A 25,257-nucleotide genomic window follows, 5' to 3' on the forward strand; every position below is an offset into this window, starting at 1 on the left:
CATCTCTGCGCCCGCAAACCCGGAAAACGAGCGGAAAAGGTAACAGAGAGAGCATTTCTACGCCCGCAAACCCGGAAATAGAGCAAAAAAGGTAACAGAGAGCCCCTCACCACATCAATTTATCCTAAAAAACGGGCAAAAAAAGATAACAGATCGTCTTTCAACCCTAACTATCAATTTATAAAGTAACACCCGTTTTAAAAATAGCAATCTCTCGAACTCCGTTTGCTTCATTGCGTGTTTTTTCTCCACTTGCAACAGCAATAACTTTCTCAATAAAGGCTTCGAGTACTTCATTCATTGGCTGCTCTAATAAAGGGCCGGCATTAAAGTCCATCCAATGCTTTTTGTGGTTATAAATAGTAGAATTTGTTGCTACTTTTACGGTTGGTATAAAGCTTCCAAAAGGCGTTCCTCTGCCAGTAGTAAAGAGTACTAAGTGGCAGTCTGCTGCAGCAAGCGCAGAAGAGGCAACTAAATCATTACCAGGAGCTTGCAATAAGCTCAATCCTTTTTTAGAGATTTTTTCTCCATACTGTAGAACATCTACAACAGGCGCTGTACCTGCTTTTTGTGTACAGCCTAATGATTTATCTTCTAAAGTAGTAATCCCACCAGCTTTATTTCCAGGAGACGGGTTTTCATATACGGGCTCCCCATAGGAGTGAAAATACTGTTTGAAATCGTTAATTAAATGGACAATATCCTCAAAGACTTTTTCATTTTCAGCTCTTGCCATTAGCATTTGCTCTGCACCAAACATTTCAGGAACTTCTGTTAAGATGGTGCTTCCACCTTGAGCAATTAAGAAGTCGGAAAATGCACCTAATAGCGGGTTAGCTGTAATACCAGAGAATCCGTCAGACCCGCCACATTTTAGGCCAACATTTAATTCGCTAATTGGAATAGCTTCTCTATGATCATTTTTTGCAGCTTCGTATATTTCTTCCAATAGTTCCAATCCTGCATCGATTTCATTGCCAACCTCTTGTGCAACTAGGAATTTAACTCTAGTTGAATCATAGCTTCCTAGTAACTCCCGAAATTTAGCAACAATGTTATTTTCACAACCTAAACCAAAAACCAATACCCCCCCAGCATTTGGATGCTTTACTGCATCGATTAATATCCTGCGTGTGTTTTCATGGTCTTCCCCTAATTGAGAACAGCCATATGGATGCTTTAAAATCGTAATATTATCAAATGTACCTAAGTCAGGATGTAGTGCTTCAAATTCTTTTAGCATATACTCTGCTGTGCCGTTTACACACCCAACTGTAGGAACGATATATAAGTCATTGCGGATTCCTACTTTGCCACTAGAGCGTCTATATCCTTGGAAAGTCAGCTTTTTTTTTGGATAGTTTATTTGATGAATATCTTGCTGGTAGGTATATTGTAATTCTCCATCTAAATTTGTCTTTACATTATGAGTATGGAGCCAATCTCCCGGATTGATGTCCACAAGTGTATGGCCAATTGGATAACCGTATTTGATGACATTAGCTTTCGCAGGAATATCTGTTAAGGCTATTTTGTGTCCTTGTGGTATATCTTGATTTGCGGTAATGGAGAGACCGTCAATTTTTAATGTTTCGAAAGCTGCAATTGGGCGCAATGCGACTGCCACATTGTCTCGCTCGTTTAATTTTAAGAGAGAAGGAGGCTGTTGCTCTTGAGCGATTTCTTGTAAAACAGCTCGTGCTCCATATTTTCGAAGTTTATTTATATAGGTGTTCACTTCCTCTGTTAGGCTTGGAATAGCTTTTGTTAAATCAGTATCCCAAATCTTTTCGTCACTTAAGATAGTAGTAACAACAGTTTCTGGGTTTTCCCATGCTTTTGAAAATGCATCGAGGACTTCTTGGTTATCCTTCGGTTTGTGCTGGCTTCCTCTGTAAGTTAGAAATAAAGCAGCAAGGGAAGCTGTTATATAAGGTGGTAATTGGTTATTTATTTGTTGGTGTTTTATCAAAAGGGGTAATAATCTTGCCTTGTATTTAGAAACACTGTTTAAAGCAATAGATGTTAATTCATGGCGAATAAAGGGATTCTTGAATCGTTCGATAATCGATTTAGCATATATTTTTAAATCTTCTTCAGGAAGAGTCAGTAATGGGACAATTTCTTTATGCATCAATTGATCAACAAAGACAGCAAAATCTTCATCCTTCATCACTTCTTCCACTGTTTCAAGACCAGCAAGTAATCCAAGGGGCACCATTGCTGTATGTGGCCCATTTAATAAATGAACCTTTCTTTCTCGATATGGTGTCATATCATCTGTAATAATCACATTTAATCCTGCTTTTTCAAGTGGAAATGTCTCCTTTAATTCTTGTGGCCCTTCAATAACCCATAGTAAGTAAGGTTCCGTTATAACTAGGTGCTCATCTATATAACCATGCTCTTTGTTAAGCATTTCAGCTTTGTCATGTGGAAAGCCTGGAACAATGCGATCAACTAAACTGCAGCAAAAAGTATTTTCTGTTTGCACCCAATGACAAAAATCTGGTTCCAAATTCCATCGCTTTGCATACTGTAAAACGATTTCCTTCAGTTTTTCTCCATTTCGATCAATTAACTCACAAGGAATAATCGTAAATCCTGGTTTTTTTAATTGGAAGCGTTTATATAAAAGGGCAGTCAGTTTACCAGGAAAGCTATTAGGAGGCACATCAGCCGAGGTGTCTTTTTCATCTAATTGGATTCCTGCTTCTGTAGTATTGGAAATGATGAATGCTAATTCCTCATTTTCCGCTAATTGTAAATAATCTTCCCATTGTTCATAGGGATTAATTAATCGATTTGCAGTTGTAATAATTTCACTAGTATGAATGATTTCTCCTTGATAAAAGCCTTCAAGAATGACGGTATATAAATAATCTTGATCTTCCCATACACCTTTTGAGGGATGGGGAGTTGGTTTCACTATAACGGCACTACCATTAAAGAGATGTTGCTTATTCATTTGCTGCAATTGCCAATTTAGAAAGCCCCTTAAAAAATTTCCTGTTCCAAATTGAATGACTTTCTCAGGGAAAAAAGATAAATTTGTTTGTAGTTTTTTTGACAGCTTCTCCACTTCATTTCCTCCTTTTTGCACACGTTAACATTTTATGATAAATCAAAACAGTTATGACTGTTTTGATGGATAACTAAGTGATTCTCTTTTTACTAAATGGGTGTCTACTAAAACTTGGGTTTCCTTTAAGGATTCACCATTAATTAAAGTAATTAATTTTTGCATGCCAATTTTGCTTATTTCATCGATTGGCTTATGGATGGTGGTTAAGGCAGGTGTTGAATATTGGGCAAATGAAATATCGTCAAATCCAATGATGGAAATATCATCAGGGACTTTTTTATTTTTTGAAAAACAAGCCTTTAATGCTCCAATTGCCATATCATCGTTTGCACAAAATACGATACTCGGCGGATCAGGAAGAGTTAATAGCTGACTCATCTCTGCAAATCCGCTTTCCATACTATAGTCTCCGTCAACCATATATTCAGGTTTTACTGCTACATGAGCCTTAAGTAAACTATTTAGAAAGCCTTGTTTTCGTTCTGTTGAAGAGCGGAATGAATTTTTTCCATTGATATACCCTAATCTTTTATGACCAAGCTTAATTGCCTCATCGACTGCTTTCTCCGCGCCTTGCTGATCGTTTGCCGAAACGTTGGGAATAGTAGGATCATCTAGCCTCCGATTCAGTACGACCATCGGAATGCCAGTTTGCTGAATATAGTAGATAAATGCATTGTCTGTATCACTTTGACTTAGAACGATAATCCCATCAAACCGTTGCGGAATAATTTTATCAAAATGCACGAGGGTATCAATGCCGTTCACAGCTATGCTATAGTTTTCGTCTAAAACAGAATTAACGCCTTTAATCACGTCAACAAGAAAACTAGAGCTTGTTCCATGGCTAATACTAGAGAAAAAAACGCCAATCGTATAAGATTTCTGGTTTACGAGACTTTTAGCATTAAAGTTTGGTACATAATGTAAATCCGCTGCAATTTTTTTTATTTTCTGCTTGGTGTCTGGCTTAATTAGCGGACTATCATTTAGCGCTCTAGATACCGTGGTGTGAGAAACACCTGCAAGTTTTGCAATATCTTTTATGGTAACCATAGGTCCTCCTGATAATTATGTTAACGTTAACATTTTATAATTGATTTATATATTTGTCAATCGGGTAGGGAATGCACACGTGAAAAAATCCTCTCGCAAAAGATAAGGTTTATATGCTATTATAGGTATGTTGTTATCCTAAAAATAGAAAATAATCATTTTTCCTGTATGTGAAAATGATTACTTTTACTTTCTTTATCAAGTATAAAGAAAGAGAAAATAGAATAGTCATTTGACAACGCTTTCAAATATTATATGCTAATATATAGTTAGATCTGTCGAGGAGTGTGAGAATTTGAGGAAATTAAGGTTGTTTTACAAATTGTTTTTTCCCTTTTTCTTATTAGGGATTGGTATTGTAGTAGGCTTTAGTGTATTTATCTATAATTCTACCTATCACTCCGTAGAAGAGGAATTTATTAAAGACAAACAGAACTACACGAAACAAATCCTTAATAATTTAGAGCAAAAGGTACGCACCATTGAATATGGATACACGGCATATAGCTCTACCTCCAATTTTGAGACAATATTTAAGAAGCCGTTATCTGGCAAGGATTTTGATACATATAGAGATATAAAAAAAGAATTAAGTTATATAGAAATGATGGGGATAGAAGGGAGCAAGCACAATATAATTAGTCTTGCTCAAAATTGGGCGATTATCGATGGTTCCTTAAAAGGATTGCAAGAGGAGGAAGTGGAGAGATATAAGGAAGAATATATCAATGAAGCAAGCCAAAGTTTGTTCTGGAGACCGATTGATACTGGCATTGAGATGATTATGACCTTGCCAATCTATCAAAGGGATAAGTTTGCATTAGGTATCTCCAGTATACCAAGAAGCAGCATTGATGAAATTGTAGATAATGAAAAAGATAACCTAGTAGAAATCTATAATAGTAAGAATGAATTATTATATTCAAGCAGAAAAGAAGAAAGGCGATTGTCTTCTGAAAGCTATAAGAAAATAGCAGAAGAGGGAGAAGCTGTCAAAATAGTAGAAGCGGATGGAAAAAAGTATGTGTATGCAAAATCAGACTATAATCGCTGGATTTATTTAGTGCAAATTGAACCGAAGGAAATCTCCAGCATGATTAATAATACAAGAATTGGATTATTAATTGTGTCGACCTTACTAATATTATTAGTTGGCATCATTTCTTATATGCTCGCCAACTCTTTTTCACGGCCTATCCGCAAAATTCAGGAGAAGTTAGCTATACAGGATATAAGTGGCAAGAAAAATGAGCTATCTCTTGTTGCGGATTCCGTTGATAAAATTATTGGACAAAATGAAACATTAATGGCTAGTTTAATGATGCAAAAACCCCAGCTCGAGACTTTGTTTGTTTTAAGCTTATTTAGAAATAGAATTACAGCAAATGAAGCAAAGCATCGATTAAAGCAATTTGGTTATTTTTTTAAAGAAACGGATCATTTTTACACAGGTTTAATTCAAATAGACAATATGGATAGTCAAAAAATCGTAGACAAAGATTTATACTTATTGGCGCTAAATAATATTGTTGGGGAAATGGTGCCTGATACCGAGCGATTGATACCGATTGTATTAAACGAAGAGATGCAAGCAACCATATTTATAACCGATGAAAATGATTATGACTCAAGTCGAAGAATTATGAAGTATTTTGAGGATATTCAGTCAGCAGCAAAGGAATACTTAAATATCACTATCAGCGTAGGAATAAGTCCTGTTTATAAAACATTAATTAGTAGTAAAAAAGCAGTCGATTTAGCGAAAGAAGCTCTGCATTATCGGGTAAATGTTGGTCCGGCATCAATTATTTTTTACGATGATATCGCCCCCCTTCTAAACGATGCATCCATTTCTAAATATCCAGTTGAGTTGCAAAATGAGCTATTAAATACGATTCGCTCAGGTAATGAGGAGGAAGTGAAGGAGACAGTAGAGGCGTTAATTGATGAAATTTTCCGGCTTAATAAAAATCCAGTTAGTTTAGAGGTAACGCTTATTCGATTGATTAATGAGATTATCCAATTGGGTCAGCTTTTAGGAGCAGAGGCCAAAATTTTTGATAGTATAAAGCCGCTTTACTATGAGGCAATCAACGCATATTATCCTGGTCGAATAAAGCAAATGCTAATCGAACACCTTATTACGCCAATCATTAGAAGCACACAGGATAAGACAGATAAAGAATTTCGATCTTTGTCCGATAAAATTGTTCAAATCATTCAAACAGAATATGATCAGGAGATTTCTCTAGACATCATCGCTGACCGCCTTCACTATAATCCTAATTACTTAAGCAGCGTCTTCAAGAAAGAATATGGAGAAAACTTTGTTGATTATTTAATGGGCTTTCGACTACAAAAAGCAAAATCGTTGCTCCAAGAAACAAATATGCCAATCAAAGAAATTGCCGAAACATTACAGTATCGAAATTCTCAAAACTTCATCCGTTTTTTCAAGAAAAAAGTAGGAATAACACCAGGAGACTATCGAAAACAATACGTTAGCTAATAAATAAAAGCGTGTAAGCTATTTAGTTATACTTACACGCTTTTTTATATGAACATTATCCCTTCACCGATCCAACTAATGCCCCTTTCACAAAATACTTTTGAACAAATGGGTAAGCAATAAGCATTGGGACTGTCGCAATAACAATTACCGCCATCTTAATCGTTTGAGCAGGCGGAATCACATCAACAGAGGAGCCCTCTGCTTGCATCCCACTGGAAACAATAACAATTTGACGCAGTAAAACTTGAATAGGCCACTTGGTGGAGTCGTTGATATATAGAATTGCAGTCATATACGTATTCCAGTAAGTAACAGCGTAGAATAAAGAAATAGTTGCTATAGATGGGAGCGCTAAAGGCAGCATAATCTTCCAGAACACTCCTAAATCTGTACATCCATCCATTTTAGCCGACTCTTCTAAACTATCAGGCAAGGCTTGGAAAAAGTTTCTCATAATGATTAAGTTAAACGCATTAATTGCTACAGGTAAAATTAATGACCAGTAAGAATCAATTAAGCCAAGCGCCTTCACTACTAAGAATGTAGGAATCATCCCTCCGCTAAATAACATGGAGAAAACAACAAGAAAGTTAAGGAACCCTCTGCCGTGCAGATATTTACGAGATAAGCCATAGGCCATTAAAGATGTTAAGACCATACTTACTAGTGTACCAATCCCAGTCACCCCAATAGATACCGCTAAAGATTTAAAGATGGTCGGAGTCGAAAGAATATAACGGTATGCATCCAATGAAAAGGTTCGCGGTATCAAAATAAATCTTCGGGCTACTACTTCCTGTGTGGAAGCAAAAGAGCTGGCTATAACATTAACGAAGGGCAGAAAACAAATTAAGGCGATTATGATCAAAATACTTCCGTTTATAATAGAAAAAGCCCGTCCTCCTTTTGTGATTTTCCTATTCTTTTGTGTTTTCTCCATAAAGATCCTCCTTTATTTTTTAATAACCTGTGCATGAGCTTCTAGCTTGATGGTTCCAAAACTTCTCCCAGCGTCAAGTCGTCTTAACATTCCTTTCGCTAGAAGCTCTACTAAAACATGTTAAAGTGTATAGCTATAAAATCACCTTATCAGTTGAGTTTCATTTCGTATATAATCAGTATTACAGAATTAGAAAACGCTTACTTTTATGTGCTGTATTGCATTAGAGAGATAGATAATCATTTTGCCTATACAGTTATCATTACATTGGGTTAAAAGGAGAATAAAGCTGATGAAGCAAGGGTTTGTAAGCGTTATCAAATAATGATTATATACGTAATTTCACTTTTTCAATATGCTTAAGTTAAGAAATTCAATAACACACATAAAGCAAGGGGGTAAATAATGGAAAGTATTATTAAGCCTAGTGATCATCCAGTTCCTAAATTAAATGCGAAGCAACAAAAAAGGATTAGAAGACAAAAGACTTGGGCGAATGTAAAGAAGAACAAAATGCTATATTTTATGATTTTTCCAGGTTTTCTCTATTTTATACTCTTTAAGTATTTGCCAATGGGTGGATTGATCGTTGCCTTTCAAGATTATCAGCCATTTTTAGGTATTATGGGAAGTCCTTGGGTAGGGATGAAGCATTTTATCCGGTTATTTACAGAGCCTACCTTTTTCATGCTTCTAAGCAATACATTGATCTTATTTGCCTTAAATATTCTCATTTTCTTTCCAATGCCAATCATTTTAGCGCTTATGTTGAACGAGGTGAAAAACAAATACTTTAAGTCGAGTGTACAGACATTAATTTATATTCCCCACTTTATGTCCTGGGTAATTATTGTTTCCATTACATATGTCTTTTTAAATGTAGATGGTGGCTTAATTAACGAAATGCTAGCGGCTATAGGACTTGAGAAAGTCAGCTTCTTGACATCATCTGATTGGACGAGAACAGTTTATATTGCACAAGTGATATGGAAGGAACTTGGCTGGTCGACCATTATTTATATTGCCGCCATTACTGCTGTTGACACGCAATTATATGAAGCAGCTGAAATGGATGGAGCAGGTAGATTAAGGAAAACTTGGCATGTAACATTACCGGCAATTCGTCCAGTAATTATTACTTTGCTTATTTTAAAAATCGGAAGCACTTTAGATTTAGGATTTGAACATATGTATCTATTATTAAATTCATTAAATAGAAGTGTTGCAGAAATATTTGATACGTATATTTATACGGCAGGTTTAAAGAATGGACAGTTAAGCTTTAGTACAGCTGTTGGCTTATTTAAGGGATTAGTAGGCTTAGTGTTAGTCATGCTGGCAAATAAATTAGCTAAAAAGTTTGGAGAGGACGGCGTTTATTAGGATTTAGAAAGGAGGGATTAGATGTTAAAATCAGTGGAAAAAATAAATCAGATTTTTACAATGATACTAAAACTGGTGTATATCAATTTCCTCTGGTGGCTCTTTACTCTATTAGGACTAGGAATATTTGGTGCTGGTCCCTCAACCTATGCTCTCGTTAGCATTATGCGACAGTGGATAAGAGGAAATACTAGTATCCCTACTTTTTCTTCTTATAGGGAGTATTATAGAGAGTCCTTTAAGGAATCCATGGCTATAAGCTGGATCTATGCACTAATTGGTTATGTGTTAGTGATTGACTTACTATATGTGACAAATTGGTATTTAAAAGTAAGTTTAGTAATCATTTTCCTTCTTTATTTCCTTTCGGCGGTTTATATCTTTCCGCTAATGGCTCATTATAACTGGAAGGGAATATTCTTTCGGATGAAAATGTCCTTTATCTTTGGTTTCTCTTGTTTACAGTATTCTTTGTTGTTGTTTGTTGTAATTGGTGCTACTTATTGGACCGCGATTACATTTTTCCCTGGAATTCTCACTTTCTTCGGTGTTAGTTTCCTATTTTATGTGATTACTTGGACAGCAAATCAAGTGTTTACGAGAATGGAGTTACAAAATACAGAAGTGGTAGAAGATACAACTATTTATCAAATTGCAAAGGAGCGTATAAATGAAAAAACTATCAAAGTTAGCCAGCGTTAGTTTTGCAGGTATGCTATTATTGGCGGGATGCAGTGGGGAAAAGGAGCAATCATCTGGAACTTATGATGAAAATAGTAAAGCCGAAATAACTTGGTTAAATATTTTACACACAGCCTCTCCGCCAACAGATACTGTTTTAGATGAAATCGAAGAAAAAACAAATACGGAAATAAAATTTTCTTGGATTCCTGATGCTTCTAAGGAAGAACGGATTAATACAGCATTAGCTTCTGATTCATTAGCTGACATCGTTACATTAACTATTATGGAAAACTCTTCCGTGCGTAATGCGTTAAAATCAGGAATGTTTTGGAATGTAGAAGACTACTTAGATGAATTTCCAAATCTGAAAGAAATCTCGGAAGATGTACGTGTTTCTGCATCTATTGAAGGAAAACTCTATGGGGTTCCATTTCAGAAAGATTTAGCTCGAAATGGTGTAGTTTTACGCAAAGACTGGCTTGATAACTTAGGCTTGGATCTACCGAAAACAGTGGATGAATTAATGACAATTTCGAAAGCGTTTACAGAAGATGATCCAGATGGTAATGGGAAAAATGATACAACTGGGTTTGCTGATCGAAGCGATTTAATATACGGTGCATTTAAAACATTGAGTTCGTACTATGGAACACCAAATATTTGGGATCGGGATGAGAGCGGAAACTTTATTCCTGAATTTGAAACAGAAGGCTATATCGAAACAATGGACTATATGAAAGAGCTTTATGATAATGGCTGGATAAACAAAGACTTTGCGGTTACGGCAAAAACAGACCAACAGCAAAGCTTTGCACAAGGAAAAGCAGGAATTTATATTGGAGCACTTTTTGATGCGAAAAATCTGCAAACAATGGCAACTGGTATCCAAGATAATATGGAATTAGCATTAGTAAATGATATGGTATCTGATTCTAATCCAGAGCGTGCTATCTGGGCTGCAAACAATGGAATTGGCGGATTATTAGCTTTCCCTCGTTCAGAAGTAAAAGACGAAGCGGAATTAAAGAGAGTTCTCAAGTTTGTTAATGATTTATTAGATCCTGAAATATACACGCTTATGACCTATGGAATCGAGGATGTACATTATAAACTAACAGATGATGGTGCTTATGAAATTATTAATCAAGACTTATGGACACAGGAGGTTCAGCCATTCGCAGCCTCTAGACCAAAGGAGTCAGGGTATGGGTTAAAGGATCCGACTCCTATTAAAGCTTTGGCTGATGAGATGATCGCAGAAAATGCAAACTATGCAGTGTTGAATCCTGCCTATTCATTAGAATCACCAACGAATACAGCACAAGGATCTGAATTGCAAAAGATTATTACAGACGCTACTTATCAGTATATATTAGGGGAAATTGATTTAGACGGTTTCAAAAAAGCAGTTAAAACATGGCAAGATTCTGGCGGTAATACGATTAAAGAAGAGTATAAAGCAGCATACGAGCAAACGAAATAAGGCTGAAATTAATAGAACATATTTAAAAAAATGAGGTGAGAGGAAAGCAGGTTTTGGCTAGACGCTCACCTTGTAAAATGTTAGCGAGTTCGTAAAAAAACTGGAGTAATAAAAAATCTAATTAAAATGGGGGAATAAAAGAATGGCAGAAATGAGTTGGTCAGCTAGAACGGCTCTTTCCATCATGGAAAGACTTCCGCACTTATATGAGGATAAAGGTTACAACGGAAAATGGTCCTATGATTATGGAGTAGTTCTTAGAGGATTTGAAAACCTTTGGAAACGAACAGGAGATGAAAAATACTTTCAATTTATAAAGGAAAATATGGACCATTTTATCCAAGAAGATGGATCGATAAGGGAGTATGAAGTATCGGAATTTAATATCGACCATATTAATAATGGAAAATTACTGTTTCAGTTATTTAAAGACACAGGCGAGGAAAAATATCGAAAGGCCGCTGATTTGTTGAAATCTCAATTAGAAAAGCACCCAAGAACCTCTGAAGGTGTCTTTTGGCATAAACAAATTTATCCGTATCAAATATGGGCAGATGGATTATATATGGGAGCACCATTTTATGCACAATATCAAATGGAATACGAAGATGGAAAGGGTCTTGATGATATTCTTCATCAATTCAAGATTAGCTATCAACATTTAGTAGATGAAAAGACAGGTCTTCTTTATCATGCATGGGATGAGAAGAAGATGCAGCCTTGGGCTAATAAAGAAACAGGATTATCGGAGAATTTTTGGGGGAGAGCAATGGGGTGGTATGTGGTAGCGCTAGTCGACACATTAGAAATTATCCCGGAAGATACACCAGATCGACCTCTTTTAGAGAAAATATTAGCTGAGACGTTGAAGGCATTATTAAAGTATCAAGATGAGAAAAGCGGTGTATGGTATCAGGTCGTTGATAAGCAAGGGGAAAAAGGAAACTATTTAGAAGCATCTGCAAGCAGTATGTACGTTTGTGCGATGGCAAAAGGAATTCGCTTAGGACTCCTTAATAAAGAAGAATGGATAATGCCATTAAAGCAAGGTTATCAAGGCCTATTAGAGGAATTCGTTTTGCTGACAAAAGAAGGCTGGGTTAATTTAAATAAAAATTGTCAGGTTGCAGGACTTGGAGGAGCCGACAAGCGAGACGGGACATACGCTTATTACATTAGTGAACCAATCATTTGTAACGACCAAAAGGGTTTAGGCGCATTTTTGCAGGCGTTAGTAGAAGTGGAGGAAGTAATAAATGAATAAGGAGATTGTAAAATGAATGATTACATCATCACCGAATTTGGTGCGAAAAGTGACGGAAATCTATGTACAGTTTCTATTCAGAAAGCGATAGATACGGCATATGAAACTGGCGGAGGAAAAGTTATTATTCCGCCAGGCGAATTTCTGACAGGTGCCCTATTATTAAAGGATAATATTGAATTCCATTTGGTGGCAGGAGCAGAATTAATCTTTTCAGATGACCAAAAGGATTACTTCGTTGTCACATCTAGGTGGGAGGGGGTAGCTAGAGAGGTCTATGCTTCTTGTTTATACGCGGAGAATAGTCGCAACCTTTCCGTTACAGGGTTTGGAACAATCAATGGGAACGGGGGAAAATGGTGGCATCTTTTCCGTAAAGAACGAGAGAAGCTTGCTTATCCTAGACCGAAGCTAATTAGTTTAGATGGATGTGAAAACATTACGATTAAAGATGTAACATTAATTAATTCTCCAAGCTGGACAGTTAATCCGATTTGCTCTCACAACATAACAATAGAGAATCTTACAATCACGAATCCAAAAGACTCTCCCAATACAGATGGAATTGATCCAGAATCTTGCTCCAATGTGAGAATCAGCAATTGTCATATTGATGTAGGGGATGATTGTATTGCGATTAAAGCAGGAACCGAAGATACTGTCGAGCGAGTAGCGTGTGAAAATATTACCATTACAAATTGTACAATGGTTCACGGTCATGGGGGAGTCGTGCTTGGAAGTGAAATGAGTGGCGATATTCGGAATGTAACCATTAGTAATTGCGTATTTCAGGATACAGACCGAGGCATTCGATTGAAATCGAGAAGAGGGCGCGGCGGTGTGATAGAGGATATTCGTGTAGATAATATTGTAATGGAGGGAGTTATTTGTCCATTCATTTTAAACCTATATTATTTCTGTGGTCCAAAGGGGAAGGACAAATATGTATGGGATAAAAATCCGTACCCTGTAACAGTTGATACACCAATGTTTAGACGGATACATTTTGCTAATATTACCGCCCGGAATGTTCATGCCTCGGCTGGATTTATCTATGGTCTTGCAGAGCAATATGTTTCAGAGCTTACCTTTAATCATATTGATATCTCTATGGCAGAGAAGGCGATACCTGGAAAACCAGCAATGATGGCTGGAATAGAGGATATGAATAATCGCGGCTTCTATGTTGGCTTTGCAAAAGATATACTATTTAATCGGATAACAATTGAAAATCATGAAGGACCAGCCTTTTATCTGGAAAATTGTGAGGATATCGAGTTGACCCATTGTAAATCAAGAAATACGAAGAAGGAAGAAACGCTGATTAAGGAAGTGAAGGCGTAAAGTGGGAGAGACACGTCAAAAGCTAATAGAACTGTTAGGAGAATATCCAAAGTCAAAAAGTATTACAGCTCAATTAATCAAGACAGAAAAAAGAAAGAACTATATATTGGAAAGTCTCCTTCTGCAATTAAATGAGGAAGAGTCCGTCCCAGCCTATTTTGCCAAGCCAATCAATCAGAAAGAACCACTAGCAACCGTTATTTTTAATCATTCTCATGGAGGGAATTTTGATCAGGGGAAGGAAGAACTGCTAGCAAGCAGCAGCTACTTGCAATCCCCTCCTTTTGTTGAGGCAATAACAGATTTAGGGTTTGCTGTGGCTTCCATTGATATGTGGGGTTTTAATGAAAGAAAAGGCAAGGTAGAGAGTGAATTAGTAAAGGAAATGCTTTTGGAGGGGAGGACCCTTTGGGGAATGCGGATTTTTGATAATATTTCTTTTCTAGATTATCTTGTGGAGCGTCCAGATGTTGATAAGAACAGGATAGCAACGATTGGTATGTCAATGGGTGGCTTAATGAGCTGGTGGCTGGCTGCATTAGATGAAAGGATAAAAGTGACGGTTGATATCGCTGGTCAGGTACACATAGAAACATTAAAGCAAAAACGGGGTCTGGATCATCATGGCTATTATTATTATGTGCCAGGCTTTTTAAAATATTTCTCTACTTTATCGGTGCAAGCATTAATTGCTCCAAGACCTCGACTAAGTCTTGTTGGAAAAGACGACCGCCTATGTCCGATTGAAGGAGCATTGTTTTTGGATGAGGAACTGAAGAGGGTGTATGGAGATCTCCATGCAATGGAATATTGGAGCAGTCAGATTGTAACAGGTGGTCATCAAGAGACAAAGGAAATGAGAAGACAATGGGAAACTTTTTTAACGAAGCATTTGTGAGGAATCCACTTCAATTTGTCATTGGAAAAAATAAAAGCTGTGATTTTACCAGTATACAAGAAGCACTTACGCATTGTTCTAATATAGAGAAACCGATTACGTTCATTATTCTAAGTGGAGAGTACAATGAAAATATATTTCTCTATCAATCAAATAGAAAGTTACTAGGAATAGGGACTGTTCGAATTATTGGAAATAAGTATGCGCGTCAATTAGATGACCATGGCTGTGAAATAGGTACTTTTCAAACGGCAACCCTTTTTATTAATGCAGAAAATGTCTGGATGGAGAATATTGAAATAGTTAATAATGCTGGGCATGGGGAAGCGGTAGGTCAGGCAGTTGCCCTATATAATGAAGGCAATGAAGTAATATTCAAGAATTGTTTGTTTAAAGGGTTTCAAGATACCATTTGTCTCGGACCATTGCCAGACGTTCAAAAGGATGGAACACCCTTCTCCAAACCCGAGATAATTATGGATTACCCAAAGAACCGAGTAACCTTTATTCATTGTTATATCGAAGGGACAGTCGATTTTATATTCGGCGGCGGAGAAGCACAGTTTGAAGGGTGTGAATTGAAATCGCTTAATCGCCCTAATAACCAACCAGGCTATATTACAGCAGCGAGTACTCCTAACGGGAAAAAAGGATTCTTATTTTCCAACTGCTATATAACTGCAGATCCTAATGTAGCGAATGTCTATTTAGGACGGCCATGGAGGCCCTATGCCAATGTGACTTTTTCTCAATGTAGAGTAGGTTCTCATATTCATTCTGATAGATGGGATGATTGGGGAAAGAAAGAGAACCGCGAAACAGTGACTTATAGAGAAAGTAAAAATAGTTATTTTCAAAAGAGTCCAGTCAAAAAAATAGAGTGGATTCAGATAGAAACAGAATAGAAAGGAACGGGAGAAATGAAGCGAAAATGGGAAGTAATAATTGGGGTGGTTGGTATTGTATTATGTATCGTTTTTCTAGGAGGATTCTCGCTAACAATGACCTCTATGGACGAAGAAACGTACAAAGTAACAGTCTTTCCTATTCTTCAGGATGGCGTTTCTTTAGGGTCTGTAAAGGATAGCTTAGAAGCAATGAATGTCTTAGCTATATGGTTTGGCATTACCCTATTACTTGTTCTCATTTTAGTTGTGTTTGCTACTGCCTTCATATGGAATAACCGTTATCCCAAATGGGCTGCAATACTCTATCTATTGGCTGGATTATCCACCTTAATTGGCACCCAATTTATTGCCTTCCCAATCGCTTTTCTCTTTTTTCTAGTAGGAGCTTTATGTATGTTTCGAAGAGTAGCTAATTTAAATAAGAAAGGAGAAGTATATGTATCGCATCCCCATTAAAAATCCGATCTTGCGTGGATTTAATCCAGACCCAAGCATCCTAAGGGTACATGACACTTATTATATTGCTGTTTCGTCCTTCGAATGGTTACCAGGTGTACGAATCTACCAATCGAATGATTTAGTAAATTGGAAGCATGAAACAGACGTGATTACAAATCAAGTAGATTTAAGAGGGAATCCACAGAATGGTAGTATATGGGCTCCGCAAATTAGCTATTCAGACGGGCTATTCTACCTTATTTATACCGATGTAAAAAGTACGAAAAGACCATTTAAGGATTGCCATAACTATTTGATAACTGCTCCAAGTATAAATGGTCCTTGGTCAAGCCCAGTTTATTTAAATAGCAGTGGTTTTGACCCCTCCTTATTTCATGATAATAATGGGAGTAAATGGCTGTTAAATGAAATATGGGATTATCGTATGACAACTGGAAATAAATCTGCTGGTATTGTCATGCAAGAATATGATGTAAATAGTCAAGCGTTAATCGGCCCCGTTTATAAGCTATTTGATGGCACAGAATTAGCTAAAACGGAAGCGCCTCATCTGTATCAGTATGGAGATTATTATTATTTAATAACGGCAGAGGGAGGAACGGGGAAAGGACATTCTGTTACCGTTTGCCGTTCTAAATTAATAACAGGACCCTATGAGTTAGACCCTGAATACCCAATGCTAACAGCCAGTGATAAACCGGAATCGTTATTGCAGTGCTCAGGACATGGAAGTATTGTGCAAACACCGTTCGGCAAGTGGTATATGGCCTATTTATGCACAAGACCATTAGATAAAACAGCTGCGATATTAGGGAGAGAAACGGCGATAGAGGAGGTTTATTGGACAGAAGATGGCTGGCTCCGTCTCGCATCAGGAGGGAATGGTCCGAGCCTTTTGACTGAAATTGTGACGAATGAGAAAGTAGTTTTCAAAAAGGCTACTAATTTTGCAGATGATTTTACAGATGCTCTAAAAAAAGAATGGAATACTTTACGTATTTTAGCTGATGACTCTTGGTGTGATCTAATAAGTAGAAAAGGCTATTTACGAATGTTTTCAGGAGATTCTATTCAGTCCTTATTCGAGCATCATATACTAGCCATTCGTCAAAAGGATTTTGATTTTCAGGCAGAAACTAGCGTAGAATTCCATCCAACAACCTTTAATCAAATGGCTGGTCTTATGCTTTATTTAAACGATAGCAATTACCTATATGTTTACGTAACATATGATGAAGAAAAAGGCCGTGTTCTTCGGTTCATGCGCTGTGAAAATGGACAATTTCAATTAGACCCAACAATAACCCCTATTACTGCAGAAGAAGTTCAGTTAAAAGTAATGGGAAACGGAGCCATAGGAAACTTCTACTTCCGATTAGAGAAAGAAGAAGAATGGAAAGAAATTACCACCAGTCAAGATCTATTATTTTTAGCAGGAGGATTTACAGGAAACTTTATTGGAATAGCCGTCCACGATATGAACAAAAAAGCAGCCACCTATGCAGACTTTTCCTACTTTCGGTATGAGGGATTAGATAGTTATTAATGGGTAGGAAAGTGTAAAAGGTATTCAACGAAATGTAGTTCTAATAGTTAACAGTGAAATGTATCTTGATTTTCCGAGGCTTACTGTTCGCCTCGGAAAACAATAACCACTTTTATTAATGTAATCAAAAAAACGGACACCCGTTAAGGCATCCGTTTTCTCTAATTATTTTCCTAACATTGCATCGACTTTATCCTGATTATTGTCAATCCATTCCTGTGCAACTTCTTCCTCATCAGCACCATCTTCGATTTTAACAATCATCTCTTCAATATCTTCGACAGGCATGCTCCAGTTACTTAAAAATTCATGAACTTCAGGTGCTTCTTCCTTCAAATCATTATTTACAACTACATGAACTTCTGAAGTCTTAAAGAACCCTTTTGGATCTTTCAATACTTTTAAATCATAATCAACAAACATTGGATGTGGACGCCAGCCTAGGAAAAGGACAGGCTCACCACTTTTCATAAGCTTAGAGGCTTGTGCTAACATTCCACCTTCACTGGAAGCAACATATTCTAAATCCAACCCATATTCTTCAATCATTTCTTTTGAAGTAACAGTCATTCCTGCTCCTTCTTCAATACCGTACACTTTTCCGCCAAAGAGATCTTCTTTACCTTTTAGGTCTTCTATGCTGTCGATTCCTTCCACATTAGAGGGAATAACCCAGCCGAGCTCACCTTCTGTATAGCTGACTGCTAAATCTTCTATTTGGCTGCTGTATCTATTCATATAGTTTGCATGCATATCTGGTAACCAAGCATCCATAAAGACATCTAGATCACCACGTGAAAGACCAGTATAAACCCCACCAGCATCTGCATTTTTCTCCTCAACTGTATAGCCCATATCCTCTAGTAAAAGTTTAGCAACTTTTGTTGGAGGAACTGTGCTAGTCCAAGGAGTCACACCGAAGGTAATAGTTTTTCCATCACTCGACTCATTTCCACCTGTATTTTGGCTTTGAGAGGAACATCCAATTAAAAGGGTAAATAGCAATAACATCAAAAAGCTAAGTTTTAATTTTTTCATAGATTTGCATTCTTCCTTTCTTCTGTCAATTTTGGTAGATTACGATGCTTTAAGCTTTTTTTCCTAAACCTTGTGTAATTCGATCTAATATGATGGCAAGGACAACAATGCCTAATCCGCCAGTAAGACCTAATCCAACATTTACACTGGAGATACCGGATAAAACGGTACTACCTAATCCTGGTGAACCAATCATCGAAGCAATAACAGCCATCGATAATGCCAGCATAATCGTTTGATTAATTCCTGCCATAATCGTTGGAATTGCATTTGGCAACTGAACTTTCACAAGTAATTGCCAAGACGTAGAACCGAAAGCTTTAGCAGCTTCAACGATATCTGCTGGTACTTGTTTAATAGCTAAGCTCGTCATGCGTACTGCAGGTGGAGTAGCGAAGACGAAAGTAGAGATAACTGCTGGTACTTCTCCTAAACCGAAGAGTAGAATAGCAGGGATTAAATAGACAAAACTTGGTAATGTTTGCATAAAATCGAGAATCGGTCGGACGATATGATCCAATGTTCGATTTTTAGCAGTAAATATTCCTAATGGAACACCGACAACGATAGAGAAAAAGGTTGCTACGATAACAATAGATAGTGTTTGCATAGCACCTGTCCATAGCCCAACGGAACCTAAGTAAAGGGCTCCGATAATAGTAAAAATAGCGATTCCTCTTCCAGCAAGACGCCAAGCTAAAAGGGCTAAAATGATTGCTATTACTTCAGCAGGTATGATCGTGAATAAATTAGTGACAGCGTTGATAAATACGCTTAATACTCCGCTAAAGGAGTTAAAAAAGTCACCTAAAACTGGCAGAAGCCAATTGTCTACAAATTGATTTGTCCAATCTTCTAGTGGAAAGAAGAAATAATTCATATGATAGCCTCCTTTTGTTCTTTTCCGAGAATAAGTCCAGACAATATAGAGACTCGTACAATGATTCCTAGCAATCTATTATTTTCTGTGACGGCAATGGGGAATTTTGATTCTGCTGCAACTCCAATTAAATCATTTAATGGAGTATCAAATGTGGTGGAATGGAAGTCATGCTCTAACACATCTTCGACCCATTTATTTTCTTTAAATGCATTAATGGCAGCATCAATAGTCAGGATACCTTTTAATTGCTTATCTTTATCTACTACAAAAATACTTGATAGGCCAGCTTCTTCCATTTTTCTTACTGCCACCCTTGGTCCATCCTTCCAAGCGGTAATAAGATCTGGCTGCTTCATGATTTGTCCAGCAACTAAAACTTTCGAACGGTCGACATCTTCTACAAAGTTAGATACATAATCATTCGCCGGATTTTCTAAAATTTCTTCAGCAGTACCTAATTGTACGATGGAACCATTTTTCATGATGGCAATTCGATCACCAAGTTTGAGTGCTTCATCTAAGTCATGGGTGATAAAAATAATCGTCTTACCTAACTTGTTTTGTAAACGAATGAGTTCATCCTGCATTTCCTTGCGAATAAGCGGATCTAATGCACTAAATGCTTCATCCATTAAAAGGATATCGCTATCATTCGCTAATGCTCTTGCAAGGCCTACTCGTTGCTGCATACCGCCACTAAGCTGATTAGGAAAACTTGCTTCATAGCCTTTTAAACCAACATCATGGATTGCTTTAATAGCTTTTTCTGCACGATCCTTCTTAGGGTGACCTTGAATTTCTAATCCGTATTCTACATTCTCTTGTACGGTTCGATTAGGAAATAATGCAAAATTCTGAAAAACCATACTAAGCTTTTTGCGGCGAATTTCAATTAATTCCTTTTTATTCATGGTCGTTATATTTTTTCCATCTATTAATACCTCGCCAGAAGTTGGCTCGATGAGTCGATTAATGAGGCGAATGAGTGTTGATTTTCCACTCCCGGATAACCCCATAATCACAAAGAATTCTCCTTGTTTTACATGAAAAGATGCATTATCTACTCCAATTGTCATGCCAGTTTCTTTCAATATTTTCGTTTTTTCTTCGCCAGCTTGGAGTCTCTTTAAACCTTCTTTTGGGTTTCCTCCAAATATTTTTGTGAGATTTTTGACTTCGATTTTATGCATGAATCACTTCTCCTTCATCGATTTATCTTGGAGATTTCCCGAATATGGATAAAAAATTGGAAATTGAAAAATAAAACTTGATTATTTTTAGAGGAATAGTAGGAATTAAGCGAGTATAAAGGCAATACTTATAGTGGAACTTTGGGTTATTTATTTGTTTTGTATAGTATTACTTGCTTGTGTTACTCCCAGTATGGTAATGGGATTTATCCATATCCTTCTCCTGTAGAGTTACCCTTATTATATAAAACAAGTATTATATAGAGCAAACGCTAAAATAAAGCATATACAGTTCATATCGTTCATAAAGTTTTTTCTGATTAAATTAAATAGGCAGTATACTTAAAAATACTACCTAATTCACTAAATAACTCTCGATTCTACATTTTGTGGAGAGAAAAAAGAATATACGTTTCAATTTCCCAAAAATAGAGTATATGATCCTAATTAACAATATATGATCCAAATTAGCAATTAAATCATGGATAAAAGAGACCGCCCATTTTCTCGAACAGTGTCCAATTAGTTATCTCAGAACTAATTTGCAGTCTTCTCCTTTTAAGCGATTCATTTTTTACTTCACTATATGACAATCAAATAGCAAAAGGTTTTTTTCTGTCAATATAGCATTGAAAAAATGCCAAAAAAGAGGTAGTATGTAAATGAGAATGATAATCAATTTAACTAATGAATAAAACGATTTAATCATATATAGATAAAACAATACTTTAATAATAGGAGTGAGCTTGTTAATGGATCATGCAGAACTATTCGATGTGACGATAATTGGCGGCGGACCGGCAGGACTGTATTCTGCTTTTTATAGTGGGCTTAGAGAAATGAAAACGAAAATTATTGAATTTTTGCCACAATTAGGCGGAAAGTTGCATTTATATCCAGAGAAAATGATCTGGGATGTTGGCGGGATCACTCCAATGCCAGGTGAGAGGTTAAGAGAGCAGCTTGTACAGCAAGGATTAACTTTTAAGCCTGAAGTAGTTACAAATACTAAAATTCATTCTATTTCCAAAAACGAGGAAAGCATTTTCTTGTTGGAAACAGATTCGGGAGAAATCCATTATTCTAAAACAGTCATCGTAGCAGTCGGAAGCGGAATCGTTACTCCACAAAAATTAAAAATTGAAGGTGCCGAAAGATTTGAAGTGTCAAACTTAAACTATACGGTAAAATCTTTAATGCACTTTAGAGATAAAGTGGTTGTTCTTTCCGGTGGTGGAAACTCAGCAGTTGACTGGGCACTTGAACTGGAGCCGATAGCAAAGAAAGTTTATTTAACTTGTAGAAAAGATACACTTGCAGGTCACGAGGCAAAAGCGAGAGAATTGTTAGAAAGCAGTGTAGAGTGTTTATTCCATACAGCGATTACGAAACTGATTGCTAACGACAAGCACGATCGTATTGATTCTGTTGAATTAACGAATACGCAATCAGAAGAAGTAACCACTCTAAAAGTAGATGAAGTAGTTATTAACCATGGCTACGAAATGGATTCTTCCCTATTGAAAAATAGTAAATTAAATATTGACATGCTTGAAGATTTTTACATAGCAGGCAATGTTAATAGTGAGACATCTGTACCTGGGATTTTTGCCGCTGGTGATATTCTAAAGCATGAAGGCAAAGTTCACTTAATTGCAGGTGCCTTCCAAGATGCAGCAAATGCAGTCAATAAAGCAAAATTATATATTCAGCCAGATGCAAGCAATAGCGCCATGGTATCCTCTCATAATGAACTATTTGAAGAAAAGAACAAAGAAATAATCAAAAATATGATCCAATGTGACGACTGTACAGTGATGAAGGTTCGGGCATAATTATTTCTAATGACACGAATAAAAAGGCAAATGAGAAAGGTGAATTCATCTTTCCATTTGCCTTTTTTGATGTGTAGTAATCATTCTGTTGACACAGTCATCATTAATGCATTAATTGGCACTTCCGCTGTTTCTAAAGTATAGACAGTGTTTCCTTCTTCCCATCGTGCCGTTACCTTCACTTCCTCTGCATTTTGCGGATAACTAACCTCAATTCGTCCATTCTTTTTCGGAACAGGGAGGGCATTCTCTTCTAAATAATCAACCATCTTTTTTGCAATATCAACCGTATCTAATTCATCAGCAGAAATCGATTTAATTTGTAATACCCAACGACCTTCCTTCCAAACCAAATACGAGCTTCCAGCAGCGCCTTCTCTCATTCCAGTAATTTGATGTCCTAAATCTACCTTCATGTCTTCTGGAATAGAATCCAATGAAACTACAGGAAACAATTCCTTTTGTTTCGCTGCATCATCGTATGTTTCTGCGTTAAAAGTTGCAATTAGGTTATCATTTGAATGTAAGGACTCATCATTAATAGGAACATATTCTTTCGTTTGATAAAACGAGATGAAATATTCATCCGTTTCATTTTCATTTATTTTGGCAGTAACATATTGAGAATCTGTTACAGGGAATTTTGTCGGAAGTTTGTTCTCTTTCATTTTAAGCATTGATCGCAGCTCTTTTATCTGATCAGCGGTAGAGGGTGTTTCTTTATTGCTGGCAGTGGTTTGATTAGCTTCCGTATTAGCTTGTCCAGTTGCATTAGCTTCCTTTGTAGTTGATCCTGTTTGACTACCTGGTGACTCATTGGAACAGCCACTTGCTATAAGCGAAAAGGTGAAGAGTGAAAAGAATAGAATTTTTTTCATTCGTATTACTCCTTTCTTAGTCTTATTATTACGTTTATTCCCTATAAAAAGAAAAAAATGAGTTTTATTAAAAATTTATTTCTTATAGAGTCCTGTTAGGAATTGGAATGTGAAAGGAGTGATGGGGATAAAGAGGATATGGGGAAATGATGGAGTGTGTGTAAAGTAGGTAGGGTCGCAAGGAAAAGGGGAAAAGCGCAAGTAAAGTAGGTAGGGTCGCAAGTAAGAGAGGAGAAGTCGCAAGTAAGCCGCTTAATCCGCGAGAAAAGAATCAAATCCACATACAAAGTTCTCTAACCACAACCGCAGAAAACCAATAAAAACACAATCTTCATCAAATGTGCAACAAAACTCTGATAAAATAAAGAAAAACGAAACCAAATAAGAATGGAGACAAAAAAATGATGCCTTTTACAAAGAGGGTTGTCGAAATCATTATGGATATTCCTAAGGGAAAAGTGATGACCTATGGACAAATAGCTAAGATTGCTGGCAGTCCAAGGGCAGCTAGACAAGTAGTGAGGGTTCTGCATACCTTAACGGAAAAATATCAGCTTCCCTGGCAACGAGTGCTCAATAGTAAAGGATGTATTGGATTAACAGGTGAACAAGGGCAACTTCAAAGAAGGCTGTTAGAAGAGGAAGGTATTGTGTTTGCGGAAAATGGATCGGTTCCTTTAATAGAGTACGGTTATGAGCCGCTTCATCTAGTGGACGAAAATTTATAAAAGCCTATTGCAGTAAAACAGGCAATAGGCTTTCATCATATGTTAGTTTAAGGCAGAGTTCATTGTTTGTCTAAGAACTTCTACAGAGTGGTTAAATTGTTCTGCTTCTTTTTCGTCTAGTTTCAACTCTACTACCTCGCGAATTCCTTGACGATTAATAATTGCGGGAACACCAATATAGATGTCTTCATGACCGTACTCGCCATCTAGGTAAGCAGACACTGGCAATATAGAATTTTCATTTCCGAGAATAGCTTTTGTGATACGTACGAGAGACATTCCGATTCCATAATAAGTTGCACCTTTACGTTCAATAATATGATAAGCGGCATCTCGAACATTAATGAAAAGTTCATCTAGGTCTTTTTGAGAGTATTTGTCATTTTTAGCTAGCTTTGTTTCAATGCTTTCTAATCCAATGGTTGTACTGCTCCATACTGGCAACTCCGTATCTCCATGCTCACCAATAATAGCGGCATGAATATTACGTGTATCTACATCGAAATACTCACCTAGCATATAGCGGAAACGAGCAGAATCCAATGTAGTACCAGAACCGATTACTCGTTCTTTAGGCAGCCCAGATTCTTTCCAAACGACATAAGTAAGAATATCAACTGGGTTTGTTGCAATTAAATAAATGCCATCAAATCCACTAGCAGTAATTTCTTTCACAATGCTTTTAAAGATTGCAGTATTTTTTGCAACTAAATCTAAACGAGTCTCCCCTGGTTTTTGAGGTAAACCAGCAGTTATGACAATTAAGTCTGCATCTCCGCAGTCAGAATAGTCGCCAGCCCATACTTTTGTTGGTGCAGGAGCAAATGGGCTACCATGATTTAAATCCATTGCTTCCCCTTCTGCTCTTTTTTTGTTTACATCTATTAAAACGAGTTCTTCTGTAACACCTTGGTTAATTAATGAATATGCATAGCTACATCCAACAGCACCTGTACCAATTAAAACGACGCGATTTATATTTTGTTGTTTCATCCTATTGCAACTCCCTTTTTCTAATTTAATAGAATAATAGTTAATTTATTTATAAGGCTATAGTTCGTTACCAAATGGAGAACAAGATTCATTTTGACTTTTCTCCATAATATCTTAATATTCTTTCTCTTGTAAAATATTATTACT

20 protein-coding genes and 1 pseudogene are annotated in these 25,257 nt (G+C 36.8%); 12 read left to right on the forward strand and 9 right to left on the reverse strand.

Annotation, left to right across the window (positions count from 1 at the left end; translation table 11 throughout):
• Positions 1–178: 178 nt before the first annotated feature.
• From RTL21_RS15525 to RTL21_RS15535, 3 genes and pseudogenes are all read right to left on the reverse strand, one after another.
• Positions 179–1,684, reverse strand: a complete 1,506-nt coding sequence (locus tag RTL21_RS15525; RefSeq protein WP_483870168.1) for a UxaA family hydrolase — start codon at positions 1,682–1,684, stop codon at positions 179–181.
• Between the two features lie 9 nt (positions 1,685–1,693).
• Positions 1,694–3,106 (reverse strand): annotated as a pseudogene (locus RTL21_RS15530) (tagaturonate reductase); the annotation flags it as partial.
• 30 nt (positions 3,107–3,136) lie between these two features.
• Entirely contained in the window at positions 3,137–4,144 is a 1,008-nt protein-coding gene (locus tag RTL21_RS15535) for a LacI family DNA-binding transcriptional regulator (RefSeq protein ID WP_312097015.1), read from the reverse strand.
• 295 nt (positions 4,145–4,439) lie between these two features.
• Between RTL21_RS15535 and RTL21_RS15540 the strand changes: the two genes are divergently transcribed.
• Entirely contained in the window at positions 4,440–6,653 is a 2,214-nt protein-coding gene (locus RTL21_RS15540) for a helix-turn-helix transcriptional regulator (protein WP_312097017.1), read from the forward strand.
• A 55-nt stretch (positions 6,654–6,708) separates the two neighbouring features.
• On the opposite strand, the gene RTL21_RS15545 is transcribed toward RTL21_RS15540, so the two are convergent.
• Positions 6,709–7,596: a carbohydrate ABC transporter permease gene (locus RTL21_RS15545; protein ID WP_312097019.1), complete on the reverse strand. Its 888-nt coding sequence runs from the start codon at positions 7,594–7,596 to the stop codon at positions 6,709–6,711.
• A 513-nt stretch (positions 7,597–8,109) separates the two neighbouring features.
• On the opposite strand from RTL21_RS15545, the gene RTL21_RS15550 reads away from it, so the two are divergent.
• From RTL21_RS15550 to RTL21_RS15590, 9 genes are all read left to right on the forward strand, one after another.
• A complete protein-coding gene (locus tag RTL21_RS15550) occupies positions 8,110–8,979 on the forward strand; it encodes an ABC transporter permease (protein WP_396954456.1) in 870 nt (289 codons plus the stop codon).
• 21 nt (positions 8,980–9,000) lie between these two features.
• Positions 9,001–9,681: a YesL family protein gene (locus RTL21_RS15555; protein ID WP_312097020.1), complete on the forward strand. Its 681-nt coding sequence runs from the start codon at positions 9,001–9,003 to the stop codon at positions 9,679–9,681.
• Positions 9,650–11,146 (forward strand): extracellular solute-binding protein, encoded by a 1,497-nt coding sequence (locus RTL21_RS15560; RefSeq protein ID WP_312097022.1) that lies wholly within the window; start codon positions 9,650–9,652, stop codon positions 11,144–11,146. The genes RTL21_RS15555 and RTL21_RS15560 overlap by 32 nt, the downstream gene beginning before the upstream one ends.
• Positions 11,147–11,288: 142 nt before the next feature.
• Positions 11,289–12,410, forward strand: coding sequence for a glycoside hydrolase family 88/105 protein (locus RTL21_RS15565; protein WP_312097024.1), 1,122 nt, complete (start codon positions 11,289–11,291; stop codon positions 12,408–12,410).
• Positions 12,411–12,422: 12 nt separating this feature from the next.
• Positions 12,423–13,754, forward strand: a complete 1,332-nt coding sequence (locus tag RTL21_RS15570; RefSeq protein ID WP_312097026.1) for a glycoside hydrolase family 28 protein — start codon at positions 12,423–12,425, stop codon at positions 13,752–13,754.
• A 1-nt stretch (position 13,755) separates the two neighbouring features.
• Complete coding sequence (locus RTL21_RS15575; RefSeq protein WP_312097028.1) at positions 13,756–14,652, forward strand: alpha/beta hydrolase family protein; 897 nt, start codon at positions 13,756–13,758, stop codon at positions 14,650–14,652.
• Entirely contained in the window at positions 14,622–15,557 is a 936-nt protein-coding gene (locus tag RTL21_RS15580; RefSeq protein ID WP_312097030.1) for a pectinesterase family protein, read from the forward strand. Before RTL21_RS15575 ends, RTL21_RS15580 begins: the two co-directional genes overlap by 31 nt.
• Positions 15,558–15,572: 15 nt before the next feature.
• Complete coding sequence (locus RTL21_RS15585; RefSeq protein WP_312097032.1) at positions 15,573–16,016, forward strand: DUF4064 domain-containing protein; 444 nt, start codon at positions 15,573–15,575, stop codon at positions 16,014–16,016.
• A complete protein-coding gene (locus RTL21_RS15590) occupies positions 15,997–17,565 on the forward strand; it encodes a glycoside hydrolase family 43 protein (RefSeq protein WP_312097034.1) in 1,569 nt (522 codons plus the stop codon). Before RTL21_RS15585 ends, RTL21_RS15590 begins: the two co-directional genes overlap by 20 nt.
• A gap of 165 nt (positions 17,566–17,730) precedes the next feature.
• Here the strand turns inward: RTL21_RS15590 and RTL21_RS15595 are convergent, their stop codons facing one another.
• The 3 genes from RTL21_RS15595 to RTL21_RS15605 are packed head-to-tail and all read right to left on the reverse strand — an operon-like array spanning position 17,731 to position 20,676.
• Positions 17,731–18,603, reverse strand: a complete 873-nt coding sequence (locus RTL21_RS15595; RefSeq protein ID WP_312097036.1) for a glycine betaine ABC transporter substrate-binding protein — start codon at positions 18,601–18,603, stop codon at positions 17,731–17,733.
• Between the two features lie 49 nt (positions 18,604–18,652).
• Positions 18,653–19,483 (reverse strand): ABC transporter permease, encoded by an 831-nt coding sequence (locus RTL21_RS15600; protein WP_312097038.1) that lies wholly within the window; start codon positions 19,481–19,483, stop codon positions 18,653–18,655.
• Complete coding sequence (locus RTL21_RS15605; RefSeq protein ID WP_312097040.1) at positions 19,480–20,676, reverse strand: quaternary amine ABC transporter ATP-binding protein; 1,197 nt, start codon at positions 20,674–20,676, stop codon at positions 19,480–19,482. Before RTL21_RS15605 ends, RTL21_RS15600 begins: the two co-directional genes overlap by 4 nt.
• Positions 20,677–21,428: 752 nt before the next feature.
• Here RTL21_RS15605 and RTL21_RS15610 point away from each other — a divergent pair.
• Positions 21,429–22,511 (forward strand): NAD(P)/FAD-dependent oxidoreductase, encoded by a 1,083-nt coding sequence (locus tag RTL21_RS15610; RefSeq protein WP_312097042.1) that lies wholly within the window; start codon positions 21,429–21,431, stop codon positions 22,509–22,511.
• A gap of 80 nt (positions 22,512–22,591) precedes the next feature.
• Here RTL21_RS15610 and RTL21_RS15615 read toward each other — a convergent pair whose 3' ends face one another.
• Positions 22,592–23,389: a hypothetical protein gene (locus RTL21_RS15615; protein ID WP_312097044.1), complete on the reverse strand. Its 798-nt coding sequence runs from the start codon at positions 23,387–23,389 to the stop codon at positions 22,592–22,594.
• Between the two features lie 401 nt (positions 23,390–23,790).
• On the opposite strand from RTL21_RS15615, the gene RTL21_RS15620 reads away from it, so the two are divergent.
• Positions 23,791–24,117, forward strand: a complete 327-nt coding sequence (locus RTL21_RS15620; RefSeq protein ID WP_312097046.1) for an MGMT family protein — start codon at positions 23,791–23,793, stop codon at positions 24,115–24,117.
• A gap of 42 nt (positions 24,118–24,159) precedes the next feature.
• Here the strand turns inward: RTL21_RS15620 and RTL21_RS15625 are convergent, their stop codons facing one another.
• A complete protein-coding gene (locus tag RTL21_RS15625) occupies positions 24,160–25,110 on the reverse strand; it encodes an L-lactate dehydrogenase (RefSeq protein ID WP_312097047.1) in 951 nt (316 codons plus the stop codon).
• Between the last annotated feature and the right edge of the window lie 147 nt (positions 25,111–25,257).

This window comes from Niallia sp. (genome assembly GCF_031978665.1).
Lineage (GTDB): Bacteria > Bacillota > Bacilli > Bacillales > Cytobacillaceae > Niallia.

Excerpts from the sequence above, each read along its gene's own strand:
- RTL21_RS15625 (WP_312097047.1), bottom strand. The coding sequence starts at position 25,110 with ATGAAACAACAAAATATAAATCGCGTCGTTTTAATTGGTACAGGTGCT.
- RTL21_RS15600 (WP_312097038.1), bottom strand. The coding sequence starts at position 19,483 with ATGAATTATTTCTTCTTTCCACTAGAAGATTGGACAAATCAATTTGTA.
- RTL21_RS15590 (WP_312097034.1), top strand. The coding sequence starts at position 15,997 with ATGTATCGCATCCCCATTAAAAATCCGATCTTGCGTGGATTTAATCCA.
- RTL21_RS15550 (WP_396954456.1), top strand. The coding sequence starts at position 8,110 with ATGCTATATTTTATGATTTTTCCAGGTTTTCTCTATTTTATACTCTTT.
- RTL21_RS15620 (WP_312097046.1), top strand. The coding sequence starts at position 23,791 with ATGATGCCTTTTACAAAGAGGGTTGTCGAAATCATTATGGATATTCCT.
- RTL21_RS15560 (WP_312097022.1), top strand. The coding sequence starts at position 9,650 with ATGAAAAAACTATCAAAGTTAGCCAGCGTTAGTTTTGCAGGTATGCTA.
- RTL21_RS15570 (WP_312097026.1), top strand. The coding sequence starts at position 12,423 with ATGAATGATTACATCATCACCGAATTTGGTGCGAAAAGTGACGGAAAT.
- RTL21_RS15605 (WP_312097040.1), bottom strand. The coding sequence starts at position 20,676 with ATGCATAAAATCGAAGTCAAAAATCTCACAAAAATATTTGGAGGAAAC.
- RTL21_RS15585 (WP_312097032.1), top strand. The coding sequence starts at position 15,573 with ATGAAGCGAAAATGGGAAGTAATAATTGGGGTGGTTGGTATTGTATTA.
- RTL21_RS15565 (WP_312097024.1), top strand. The coding sequence starts at position 11,289 with ATGGCAGAAATGAGTTGGTCAGCTAGAACGGCTCTTTCCATCATGGAA.
- RTL21_RS15545 (WP_312097019.1), bottom strand. The coding sequence starts at position 7,596 with ATGGAGAAAACACAAAAGAATAGGAAAATCACAAAAGGAGGACGGGCT.
- RTL21_RS15615 (WP_312097044.1), bottom strand. The coding sequence starts at position 23,389 with ATGAAAAAAATTCTATTCTTTTCACTCTTCACCTTTTCGCTTATAGCA.
- RTL21_RS15555 (WP_312097020.1), top strand. The coding sequence starts at position 9,001 with ATGTTAAAATCAGTGGAAAAAATAAATCAGATTTTTACAATGATACTA.
- RTL21_RS15595 (WP_312097036.1), bottom strand. The coding sequence starts at position 18,603 with ATGAAAAAATTAAAACTTAGCTTTTTGATGTTATTGCTATTTACCCTT.
- RTL21_RS15580 (WP_312097030.1), top strand. The coding sequence starts at position 14,622 with ATGGGAAACTTTTTTAACGAAGCATTTGTGAGGAATCCACTTCAATTT.
- RTL21_RS15610 (WP_312097042.1), top strand. The coding sequence starts at position 21,429 with ATGGATCATGCAGAACTATTCGATGTGACGATAATTGGCGGCGGACCG.
- RTL21_RS15535 (WP_312097015.1), bottom strand. The coding sequence starts at position 4,144 with ATGGTTACCATAAAAGATATTGCAAAACTTGCAGGTGTTTCTCACACC.